This window comes from Brevibacillus gelatini, from assembly GCF_050920745.1.
Taxonomy (GTDB): Bacteria; Bacillota; Bacilli; order Brevibacillales; family Brevibacillaceae; genus Brevibacillus; species Brevibacillus gelatini.
On sequence record NZ_CP154342.1, the window covers coordinates 132,501 to 143,620 of the forward strand.

Sequence of the window (11,120 nt, forward strand, 5' to 3'; positions counted from 1 at the left end):
CTGGTCGAGTGACTCTGCGCGGAAAATGTAACGGGGCTAAACGTATCACCGAAGCTATGGCAGTCCGTATGGACTGGGTAGGGGAGCGTTCCAAGCAGCGGTGAAGCCGTACTGGAAAGAGCGGTGGAGCGCTTGGAAGTGAGAATGCCGGTGTAAGTAGCGAAAAGACAAGTGAGAATCTTGTCCACCGAAAGCCTAAGGGTTCCTGGGGAAGGCTCGTCCTCCCAGGGTTAGTCGGGACCTAAGCTGAGGCCGAAAGGCGTAGGCGATGGACAACAGGTTGATATTCCTGTACCACCTCTGTTCCGCTTGAGCAATGGCGTGACGCAGGAGGATAGGGTGAGCGGCCTACTGGATGGCCGTCCAAGCAGTAAGCCTGGTGTGTAGGCAAATCCGCACACCACCAAGGGCAAGCTGTGATGGCGAGGGAAATTTGAGTACCGAAGTCCCTGATTTCACACTGCCAAGAAAAGCGTCTAGCGAGGAACAAGGTGCCCGTACCGCAAACCGACACAGGTAGGCGAGGAGAGAATCCTAAGGTGCGCGGGATAACTCTTGCTAAGGAACTCGGCAAAATGGCCCCGTAACTTCGGGAGAAGGGGCGCCCCGGTAGGGTGAGGGTCCCCGCCCAACGTGAGCGTAAGCTTGCGTTGGGTGGGCTGAGCCCGAGGGGGCCGCAGTGAAAAGGCCCAAGCGACTGTTTAGCAAAAACACAGGTCTCTGCGAAGCCGCAAGGCGAAGTATAGGGGCTGACGCCTGCCCGGTGCTGGAAGGTTAAGGGGATGAGTTAGCGCAAGCGAAGCTTTGAACCGAAGCCCCAGTAAACGGCGGCCGTAACTATAACGGTCCTAAGGTAGCGAAATTCCTTGTCGGGTAAGTTCCGACCCGCACGAAAGGCGTAACGACTTGGGCGCTGTCTCGGCAAGAGACCCGGTGAAATCATAATACCTGTGAAGATGCAGGTTACCCGCGACAAGACGGAAAGACCCCATGGAGCTTTACTGTAGCCTGGTATTGGAACTTTGTGCATCATGTACAGGATAGGTGGGAAGCTGAGAAGCAGGGGCGCCAGCCTCTGTGGAGCTGTCGGTGGGATACCACCCTTGATGTACGGAGTTTCTAACTCGTCGCCCTCATCGGGCGAGAGGACCATGCCAGGTGGGCAGTTTGACTGGGGCGGTCGCCTCCTAAAAGGTAACGGAGGCGCCCAAAGGTTCCCTCAGAATGGTCGGAAATCATTCGCAGAGTGTAAAGGCAGAAGGGAGCTTGACTGCGAGACCTACAAGTCGAGCAGGGACGAAAGTCGGGCTTAGTGATCCGGTGGTTCCGCATGGAAGGGCCATCGCTCAACGGATAAAAGCTACCCTGGGGATAACAGGCTTATCTCCCCCAAGAGTCCACATCGACGGGGAGGTTTGGCACCTCGATGTCGGCTCATCGCATCCTGGGGCTGAAGTAGGTCCCAAGGGTTGGGCTGTTCGCCCATTAAAGCGGTACGCGAGCTGGGTTCAGAACGTCGTGAGACAGTTCGGTCCCTATCTGTCGCGGGCGTAGGAAGTTTGAGGAGAGCTGTCCTTAGTACGAGAGGACCGGGATGGACGCACCGCTGGTGCACCAGTTGTCACGCCAGTGGCACAGCTGGGTAGCTATGTGCGGACGGGATAAGCGCTGAAAGCATCTAAGCGTGAAGCCCCCTCCAAGATGAGACTTCCCACAGCGTTAAGCTGGTAAGACCCCTCATAGACGATGAGGTTGATAGGTTCGGTGTGGAAGCGCGGCAACGCGTGGAGCTGACGAATACTAATCGGTCGAGGACTTATCCACACATACTTGGCAAACATGCAGATCCAGTTTTCAGGGAATGAATAAGCGAATATAGCCAGTGAAGAAAACCGTGTAGAATTACCTGCACGGTTTTTTTGTGTTTCTTTTTTTGTCCCACCCCGCTCCTTTACCCTAATAGCAAGATGGAAAGGAGGGGGAAAATGTCTGTTCATCCGCTGCGATTATTGGCTCTTTTACTATTGGCAACATGTATTGGAATTGGAGCCTACGCTATTTTAAAACCGTATGATGTCACTTATATTCAGCTGCGGTCAACAGTGGAAAAAGAAAGTGGACAACTACTGGAGGCAAAGGACATGGAGCCGCTGACATTGGCATTGGGAGGTCTTTTTCAAACAACTTCTGATCCCATTCCAGGATTGATTCCATGGACAGAGGCACAAGGCTTGATCGGCTTGCCCTTCTCGCGTCCGGTAAAGGGAGGAAGACCTCTGTTGCTGAGTGATTTGGAACTGGCCAATCAGACGGGAAATGAAGCCGCATTGAGAGACAAAAGAACCGGGATGAGCATTCCGGTAGATAATGTGGCAGGTGTTTCCCCGCACATTTCCACAGGGGAAAGAGTGCACGTTTACGCCTCGTTTGAAGATGAGGCAGGGGCGCACTCCGGCATACTACTGCAAAACATGCCTATTTTAGCTGTTCAGCGGGAGATGGAGGGAGATCATCCACAACTGCAGGCTGTCACTCTTTCTCTCACACGAGAAGAGGCCGTTTTGCTAACGCATGCTCTGCATTATGGAAAGATCAGACTGGGGTTGGCTGCGGTAATGGATGACCACAAGGCAGGAATAGGTGATGCCAGCTTCGCCGCGGAGTTAATGAAAACCAAGAAACGATGGGGATTGGACAAGGAGGAACAAGGGTGAAAAGGCGATTACTCATAGTAGACGATGATCGAGAGGCAATGCGTCAGTTGGCAAACCAGCTTGCGGGCAGTCAGTTGATCGAAATATGCGGGGAAGCTGCCAGTGTAGACGAAGCATGGGCAAAGTTGCAGCAATCAAGGCCGGATCTCGTTCTTTTGGGGGGTGTAAAAGAGACGGAAAGGGGCGTATTGTGCCAGCAATTCCGCCTTGCTTTTCCCCATCTCGCATTTATAGCAGCATGCTCGCCTAATGAGCTGGTGTGGGAGCCGTTTTTTCGAAACTTGGGCATTTGGGTGATTGCCAAACCCGTACAATCCGGACAAGTGGAAGCGCTAGCCATGATGGCCCAGAATCCAGCCCTGGACACGAGGTTCCCCCGGCAGCCCCAACAACATTTTTCCCAGGAGCAACAAGGGAGCATGCCTCACTCGCAAGACCAACACCAGATGACAGAGCCTTACCCGGCGATTCATGCTCAACCTAAAGCAGGGAAAAAGCGCTTCATTACAGTGTATGGCCCAAAAGGCGGCGTCGGAAAAACATTTATTTCTCGTGAGCTGGCGATCTTTTTTTCTATGCAAAAAAAGGAAGGACGCCCTTTGAAAGTGTTGGCAGTCGATTTCAATCTGGACCTGGGGACCTTTGCCACCGCATTGAATCTGCCCAGAACGCCCAATTTGTTTACGTGGGTACAAGAGCTTGACAGCCAGCTCCACGCCTTTGCGCAAAGACGAGGGATAGACCCGTATTCTGTCAGGCCAGAGGAATGGCAGGAGCTCGCTTCCTTGCTGCCGCTTGTTCCACAGCATATTGAAAAGTACGTCATTGGACATACAGAATCGGGATTGGATGTGCTTACTTCTCCGAGAGATATTCGCCAAAGCTTTGAAATTCGCGATTATCATTTGTATCTCATCCTGGAGACGCTCAAACAGAGCAGCTACGATGTGATTTTGATTGATACTGCTCCCGATACGACTGATGCGACGATCCAAGCCCTCTTTTTTGCCGAGCAAGTTGTGATGGTAGGTACTCCTGTAGTGGATTCCATCGAAAACATTCAGCGCTTGCTGAAGCTGCTCAGGGAAGCAGAGTACCCGGAAGAGCGAATCCAGGTATGCATGAACCGTTTGCAGCGAAAAGAAATGTTTACGCTGGAAGAAATCCGCGCTTATTTTCAGCTCCATCCAAGCAAAAAGATTTTCTCCATTCCTGACGATGGAGAAGTGAAAAAGTCCATTAACACAGGGATTCCTGTCATGCTGCAAACCGGGCGAGGTGCCGCCAGGGAGGCCATTGAAACGTTGGGAAAGGCATTGTTTCCGGTTGATGAAGAAACAAAAAAACTTGCTGCAAAAGGGAAGCAGAGCGAGAAGCCATCCATTTTGCGCTGGTTGTGGGGCTAGGGAGGCGCTATGTTCGACAAACGACAATTGCTGGGGATAACCAATCAGATGCCAAGAGGCCAGGAGCAACGAACAATCGGACGGGAAGTTTCGGGACCACCGGCTACCTTGTTTGAAAAAAAGCAAGGAGCGTCAACCAGTCAGGAGCGGTCGATTGGCAGCGAGGCAGAGACATTTATCCGTACGCAAATTGTAGAGAAGTACGGCAAACGTCTGTGGGAGGATAAACATTCTCCCGCCTTCAAGGAAGAGCTGGCAGGGGATATTCGCATGTTGCTGGAATCGCAGGTGCCGCTTTCGTCTATGCATTTGGAGTCGGAAGTAAAACGTCTGCTGCATTCGTTGACTGGCTGGGGAGCGCTCGATGAACTATTGGAGGACCGTGATATTACGGAGATACTGTTTCATCGCCATAATTACCTCGTAGTGGAACGAAAAAGCACCGGACGGTTGGAAAAGCACGAAACGGCTGTATTTCGCGACGAAGAAGAAATGCTGCGGTTGTTGGAGCAAATTGCTGCGACAATGGGCCGGGAGTTTAATGAAACAAAGGCGGAGCTGCACACACAGCTTCCTGACGGCTCAAGGGTGGCAGCCACTCATCGTTCCATTTCGCCGGATGGGTACACGCTCACCATTCGCAAACATCGCGAACTGCTGAGTGAAAGCGACTATTTGCGTTACGGGTCGATTTGTGAACCGATGCTTTTGTTTTTGCAAAGAGCGGTTGGTTTAGCCAGAGCGTCCGGAATTGTCAGTGGAGGAACAGGATCAGGGAAGACGCATATGCTGAACCTCATATCCCAATACGTTCCTGACCATCTGAGCATCATCACCATTGAGGATGTGCTGGAGTTGAAGTTGCAACATCCTTTCGTACGCAGGCTTTTGGCAAAGCCGGCCAACTACGAAGGAAAAGGCGGCTTCTCCATCAAGGATTGCGTTCGTTTATCTTTGCGCAAGCGTCCAGACGTCATAATGGTGGGCGAGACACGAGGCGGGGAAATTGTCGATATGCTGTGGGCGATGAACACGGACCACCCCGGCAGTTGGAGTACAGCACATGCAAACTCACCGCGAGCTTTGGTCGATTCTACGCTGCCGATTTTGTTTGGCAAGGCAGATGAAGTTTACAGCGCGGAGGAACGCAACCTGATGATTGGCTCGGCACTGGATTTGATTGTGCAAGTAAAGCGGTTTGAAGAGGATGGGAGCCGCAAAGTGGTTGCGATCACAGAGGTTGTCGGTACAGGCCAATCGCACGAGGAATGGATAAAAAGAGCGTGCAACGTCAAGCAGGTCGTGCCTGATCGGGTATATTTGCAAGATATCTTTGTGTATGAAGCAACAGGTGTCCAGGACGGAAAAGTAAAGGGGCAGTTCAAGTGGACAGGCTATCGCCCTGAGCGGATCATCAAGCGCTGGCAGGAAAAAGGACTTTCACAAGAAGCAATCGAGCAAGTATTTTTTACAATGCCGATACAGGTCTAGGAGGGAGCGAACCTTGGTTGACATCAGCATGCCTGTTGCGATGGGAATCGGTTTGGCTACATTACTGCTCGTCATTCCACAAAAAATGTATGTCCGCGGGCGAACGAGCAAACACGAGATTGTGGGATTGCTTCAGCGAGACAGAAAGACGGTCTGGCATCGGTTGGAGGGAAGGCTGCAGAAGTCACGCTCAGGCTGGGGAGTCAACCAGTATGTCACCTTGTCTTTTTTATTAGGCGTATTGTCTTTTGGTATCAGCAGCCAAATATTGCACTCCTGGTGGCTGGCGATTCCTGCCTTGTTTGCCGGTGTCTTGTTTACAGAACGTCTGGTCAGTTTGTGGGGAGCCAGGCACCGAGACAAATTTGAGGCTGGAAATATTAAAGCCATTCGCCTCATGGCAAGCTCGCTCCGTACGTCGCCATCCTATCTGCATGCTTTTGAGCAGGTTGCGGCAAGCCGATTTTTAGACAAAAGCGTAACGGCTGAATACAGGCGAATTGTCGAGCTGCTTCGGGCGCAAGTGCCACTGGAGCATGTGATGAATGATTTTTACGGGCGCACAGGATCAGCCGATGTCAAATATTTGGCTACGATTGTGCAAATCCAGCGAGAAATGGGTGGGGACATGGCAAAAACACTTGATTTGGCGGCGTCCTCCATTTTGCGCCGCAGGCAGTCGATGCGCAGACAAAAAGCGGCTATGGCTCAAATTGTTGCGCAAGTGAATCTGTTGAGCGTAATGCCATTTGTCTTCATTTTGGCGCTGTATGCAAACAATCCGCATCATTTTGATTCGCTGACAGCTACCGTAGGAGGAAGGTTGCTCATTTTGGCGTGCCTGGCGAGTATTTTGCTGGGGGGAGAAGCGATTCGCTACATAGCGCACAAAAGTATGCATCGGGGAGGTTGAGCGTGTGCTTGTAATTTGCGCTCTGATTGGGCTTGCCGTACTTCTTTATGGACTCCCTGCTTGTGTGAGCAAGGGAGATTCTTTTTTCTCCAGCTTGTTTAGTCGAATCGATATTGAGCAGCAGGCAGAGCTCGATCAAGCATTCGAACGCCGCCAACCTCGTTGGACACTGGTTCGACTGCTGGAAAAAAACGAGCAACTTTTGCTGCAATTATGCAGCTGGACGGGCATCCATGCTTCCAAAACGGAAGAAATCATATCGCGGCTCCACCTTCGGATTCGTTTGGCGGAAATGGTCTTGTTGAGATTGATTTGCATGTGCCTGGTCGCCTCTGCTCTTGTCTCTCTTTTGCTGAAGATGGCCAATGGGGAAATGCTCGGGATCAAGACCGGGTATCCGTTGATGCTCAGCTTGGGACTTTATTTGCTGCCGACGTTTTATCTTGATTGGGCGGATAAAAGGGCCAAGGCGGAAATACGTGAACAAGTCCCCGTCTTTTTTGGCATTGTCCAATCATTGGTCGAGGCAGGCATGCCGCTGCAAGGGGCAGTCAAGCAGACCGCTCGCCGCTTCGATGCCAGGCTGGGCAAGGAGCTTGCCAAACTGGAGGTCGCGGAAAAACGGCACGGATCGTGGAGAAAAGCATTGGAGGAATTGGCTTTCCGTTGGGAAATCGACACACTGACCACCATCGCTTTGGAGATGAATGAGGCGGTCACCAAAGGCGTCAGTATTTCGCAAATGCTGTCCGCGCAAATCGAGGAACAGGTGAGGCAGCAAGAGGATGAGGCAGCGGCACATATGAATCGCTTAAATGTTCGTCTGCTCCCTTTTGTCATTTTGTTTATGGGAGTTCCGTTGTTGTTTCTCGTGATGGGACCGGCATTAATCGGCATAGGGGAGCGGCTGTAAATATTTTTGCAAGGCTGCTCTGTCTTTTGGCAAAGTGAAAGTACGATCTGATAAAGGAGTGAAAGAGATGTCATTGATTGCAAACTTCTTCCAACGCTTTTGGAGTGAGGAAGACGGTGTAACGATTGTGGAAATGGTTATCATTGTAGCGGTGATTCTCATTTTGATTATTCCGACGCTGGCATCATTGGGGGAAGCCGAAGACGCCAAGCTGAAGGAACTGCAAGAAAAGATCAGCAAATGACAACTGTGTTATTGGGCAGTCTTTTGACCATCGCGGCATGGTGTGACTGGAGACATCGGAAAATTCCAAATGCACTCACGTCTTCTGCGATTATGCTTGGATGTTGCTATCAGTGGTATACAGGCACGTTTTGGACGTCGTTATCAGGTGTGATGGGGGCATTTCTGTTGACGGCCATTCCAGTCGCCTGCAAGGGCATGGGGATGGGCGACCTGAAGCTGCTGATGGCAGTCGGGGCATGGAGCGGCTGGACAGAGGTATACCCGTTATTTCTTCACTCTATGGTTTTGTGCGTTCTATTTGTCTTACTGTATCCGCGCAGCTGGCCCCGGCTGGGGAAAAATCTCTTTGTCATGGCAGCAGGATGGACAGCGCATCGGCAATTATGGCTTCCTGGCGTAGAGAAAACGGCGTTTGCTTTTCCTTACGCAGTATTTTTGCTGGGCGCTTTTTTGCTCCGTCACATGTTGCATAAAGTGGGGGCGGCCTGATGAAAACAATGCTGAGACGATGGCTGCAAGATGAGCGGGGCAGTCAATTGATTGAGTTTGTGCTGATTTTTCCGCTAGTCTGGCTGCTGATCGTTTTTTCCTTCGATCAGTTTACGGTTCTGTACAACCGTCAAAAGACTTTGGCAGCTGCATACGAGGCTGGCAGAATCGCAGCTGTGCAGCCTAATTTTGGACTGGCCAAATACCATGCGAGAGAACAGGGGATGGCCGAACTCGACCAGGGCATGGAGGTTGCTGATCGCGATATTGTGCTTGAGCTAGACGGGGACGGCTGGAAAAAGGGAAATCACTTTACAGTTGAGGCGAAAATGTCCTTTCGCTTGCTTGCTACAGGAGCGGTTTACGAGTTGTCCGAAAGCTATCACATGATGATTGAAAATGCGGAGGACAAAAAATGAGCGGTTTGTGGCAGCATGTGCAGATACGTGCAAAAGATGAGAGCGGTGCCACCATGATTTCGCTGCTCTTCTATCTTTTTTGTTTGGGCGGCTTGTTGTCTTTGCTTTTGTTTTCAGAGCAGGCTGCTTATGTAGAAATGAATGTTCAGCAAACTGCCGATCTGGTTACCAAAGGAGCGCGTGCAGCTGGCTTGTGGGAGTATACGGATACGGATGGCGAAACACAGAGAAGACTCTATGCAACCAGCCAGGAAGCCGAACGGGCAGGTGCCAAGGTAATCAGGGGCGCACGTGAGGAAGCAGCCATTTTATGGAGAATGAACAAGTCAGCACTGGAGAAAAATGCTGATGAGATTTCCGTTGTGCACCAAAAAGGAGAGCGTGCCTATTTGTATCAACAGGGCATTTACCATCTGCAAGTAGAGGTAGAGCGGCGCCTTCCGGTGTTTTGGGGAGAGCTGAATGCAAAAATAGATCGTGTCTCACAATCTGGCGTATATGAAAAAAGACCTAGATGACAAAGAAGGCGACTGTTATTTTTGTCCCAATCACCCGTGGTAGTTTAGTAGTATATTCCAAAAATGGGGATGGGAGTGAGGGACAGTGCCGTCCAAAATTGTCGATCGGTACAAACGCATTCTTAATGGAGAGCAGAAACGCTTTTCCCCGTATGAATTTGAAGATGCGCAGTACCGCAAGCAGAAGGTCCAGTTAATCGTCCGCTATGCGATAGAAAACGTCAAAAAGTGGACGCCTGAGCAGGCGAGACGTGAGTTGAGTCTGGAGGATATCAAGAAATTGAAGCTGCATTTGATCCGTGAGTATATCGAGCCGCCGATCGAGGCAAAGGCGGAAGATGTGTACTACTTTGTTGAGTATGCCTACCCGCATCTTCCTCGATTGCCGGAAAAGCAACGGGTACTGTGGGTTTATCAGGAGGTATTGTCAGGCATTCGCCGTCATTTCCCTCCTGCCTATTTCCAGAGCATCAAGGGCGAGGAGCGTGCCAAATACTGCGTCGATTATATGTGCGAGCACCTGCTGAAGCTGTCTGATATGCGCGAGCTGCCCAGACTGTTCAGCAAAACGGAGCGCGCTTACTCGATCCTGAAACAATTCAAACTGAAAATTCTTGTCGACACGCTGTACTTTTCTCCTTTTGACATGGTGACAGAGATGTATCCCGAACTGAGTGATCCGGTTTATTGGGAAGAGAAGTAAAAATATTTGCCAATGCCCTCTGTCTTTTTTTACGGTATACATAGTTTCATTGGCTTATAAGCACATGAAACGGCCGTACTCTACAGGTGAGAGAAGGAGGCGTTGCGCATGGCAACAGTAGAGGCTCACCACCAGCGCTCTGCATCCGTGGAGCAGCTTCTTGGGCGGCATGTACGCTACCAGAAGCACAAGCCCGGCAGACACCTTTTATTGAAAAGGCTACCGCTGGGAAGCTTCCAAATCGAGACTGTACATCGATTTGGAGAAAGAGTCGTACTCAATGACGGGCTGATTGTGATGGAGAATGCTCCGACCGTCATGGAGCGGGGAGGCAGAATTGCACTGCTTTTTGCTACAGGAGAAGAGCTTTACCTGAAGGCAGAGTAAGTGCAGGAAAATCGCCCTTGCACGGATGCGTGTGGGGGCGATCCAAAATTCAAAAAGCCTGCTGCAAAATTTTATAAAAAAGGTTTGACGGGTGACGAAATATGTTACAAAATGTCTATTATTGTATAAATATGTCAAAAATAGGGGGTTTTTAATGTGTTGGCAAAGAGTGCTATCGAATTGGTGAACCGCTGCTATCAGAAGACAAATGGTCTGAAATTTTTGTCATTGGAAGAACTGAAAGAGGCATTTATCGTTTACGTTTTTGGCGAATACCAGGAGGAGTTCATGGTTCAGTATGATCTGGAGGAGTTTTACGAACATTTGAATCAGCTGCAACTGACCAATTGCCGCAGAGACTTTGATAAGGCAGTAGAGGAATGGTATATCGTCGAGTACGGAAGCGGTTATAGCGACGCGAACTATCATGACATTCTGTTCACGCTGGTGAAAGAGGCAGTAGTACAGTACCAATCGCCAAATCGGACAGCACTCATCCGGGATGTGACCAAGCTTTTAACCATGCCCGACGGATTTGTCGCCAGATGGAAAAGCGGCATGCTGAAAGAGCGCTCATTGCCACACTACTTTAGATACTTGATGAAGCTGGGAGTTCGAAGCCAGAAAGATATTGAAACATTGGTAGATATGTGGCTGCTCGAATACCCAAACGCCTTTGATAAAAAGCAGCAGGAATTGTTCGCCAACCCGCCCCGCAGAGGGAGACCAAACAACGTAGAGCTGGCACTGCTCATTGACCTGGCAGCCAAAGTCAAACCGGAAATGACTCGACAAGAACGGGAGCGTCTGCGGAAAATTTACTACTACCACCGGAAGTCACTTACGGTCAGGGAAATGGTTGAGAAATTCGAGAAATACATCATGGGAAAAAACAAATCGAACGATTCCCAGGTGGGATAG

At 50.5% G+C, this 11,120-nt stretch carries 12 protein-coding genes and 1 rRNA gene (1 of these 13 only partly in view); all 13 read left to right on the top strand.

Features of this window, described 5'->3' with window-relative positions; translation table 11 throughout:
* Positions 1-1,824 (top strand): 23S ribosomal RNA (locus tag AAFJ72_RS00820); it begins 1,193 nt to the left of the window's first position.
* Positions 1,825-1,985: 161 nt separating this feature from the next.
* Positions 1,986-2,714, top strand: a complete 729-nt coding sequence (gene cpaB, locus AAFJ72_RS00825; protein WP_432775741.1) for a Flp pilus assembly protein CpaB — start codon at positions 1,986-1,988, stop codon at positions 2,712-2,714.
* Entirely contained in the window at positions 2,711-4,120 is a 1,410-nt protein-coding gene (locus AAFJ72_RS00830; protein WP_432775742.1) for an AAA family ATPase, read from the top strand. Before cpaB ends, AAFJ72_RS00830 begins: the two co-directional genes overlap by 4 nt.
* A 9-nt stretch (positions 4,121-4,129) precedes the next feature.
* Positions 4,130-5,611 (top strand): CpaF family protein, encoded by a 1,482-nt coding sequence (locus tag AAFJ72_RS00835; RefSeq protein ID WP_432775743.1) that lies wholly within the window; start codon positions 4,130-4,132, stop codon positions 5,609-5,611.
* A gap of 13 nt (positions 5,612-5,624) precedes the next feature.
* Positions 5,625-6,524 (top strand): type II secretion system F family protein, encoded by a 900-nt coding sequence (locus tag AAFJ72_RS00840; RefSeq protein ID WP_432775744.1) that lies wholly within the window; start codon positions 5,625-5,627, stop codon positions 6,522-6,524.
* Between the two features lie 4 nt (positions 6,525-6,528).
* Positions 6,529-7,437: a type II secretion system F family protein gene (locus AAFJ72_RS00845; RefSeq protein ID WP_432775745.1), complete on the top strand. Its 909-nt coding sequence runs from the start codon at positions 6,529-6,531 to the stop codon at positions 7,435-7,437.
* Between the two features lie 67 nt (positions 7,438-7,504).
* A complete protein-coding gene (locus AAFJ72_RS00850) occupies positions 7,505-7,681 on the top strand; it encodes a pilus assembly protein (protein WP_122905995.1) in 177 nt (58 codons plus the stop codon).
* The gene (locus tag AAFJ72_RS00855; protein ID WP_432775746.1) at positions 7,678-8,172 is read left to right on the top strand and encodes an A24 family peptidase; all 495 of its coding nucleotides are present in this window, start codon (positions 7,678-7,680) and stop codon (positions 8,170-8,172) included. Before AAFJ72_RS00850 ends, AAFJ72_RS00855 begins: the two co-directional genes overlap by 4 nt.
* Entirely contained in the window at positions 8,172-8,591 is a 420-nt protein-coding gene (locus AAFJ72_RS00860; protein WP_432775747.1) for a TadE/TadG family type IV pilus assembly protein, read from the top strand. The genes AAFJ72_RS00855 and AAFJ72_RS00860 overlap by 1 nt, the downstream gene beginning before the upstream one ends.
* Positions 8,588-9,109, top strand: a complete 522-nt coding sequence (locus tag AAFJ72_RS00865) for a hypothetical protein (RefSeq protein WP_432775748.1) — start codon at positions 8,588-8,590, stop codon at positions 9,107-9,109. The genes AAFJ72_RS00860 and AAFJ72_RS00865 overlap by 4 nt, the downstream gene beginning before the upstream one ends.
* Before the next feature lie 85 nt (positions 9,110-9,194).
* On the top strand, positions 9,195-9,812 hold the full coding sequence (locus tag AAFJ72_RS00870) for a hypothetical protein (protein WP_432775749.1): 618 nt from the start codon (positions 9,195-9,197) through the stop codon (positions 9,810-9,812).
* Positions 9,813-9,920: 108 nt separating this feature from the next.
* A complete protein-coding gene (locus AAFJ72_RS00875) occupies positions 9,921-10,199 on the top strand; it encodes a hypothetical protein (protein ID WP_432775750.1) in 279 nt (92 codons plus the stop codon).
* A gap of 156 nt (positions 10,200-10,355) precedes the next feature.
* Positions 10,356-11,120, top strand: coding sequence for a hypothetical protein (locus AAFJ72_RS00880; RefSeq protein WP_432775751.1), 765 nt, complete (start codon positions 10,356-10,358; stop codon positions 11,118-11,120).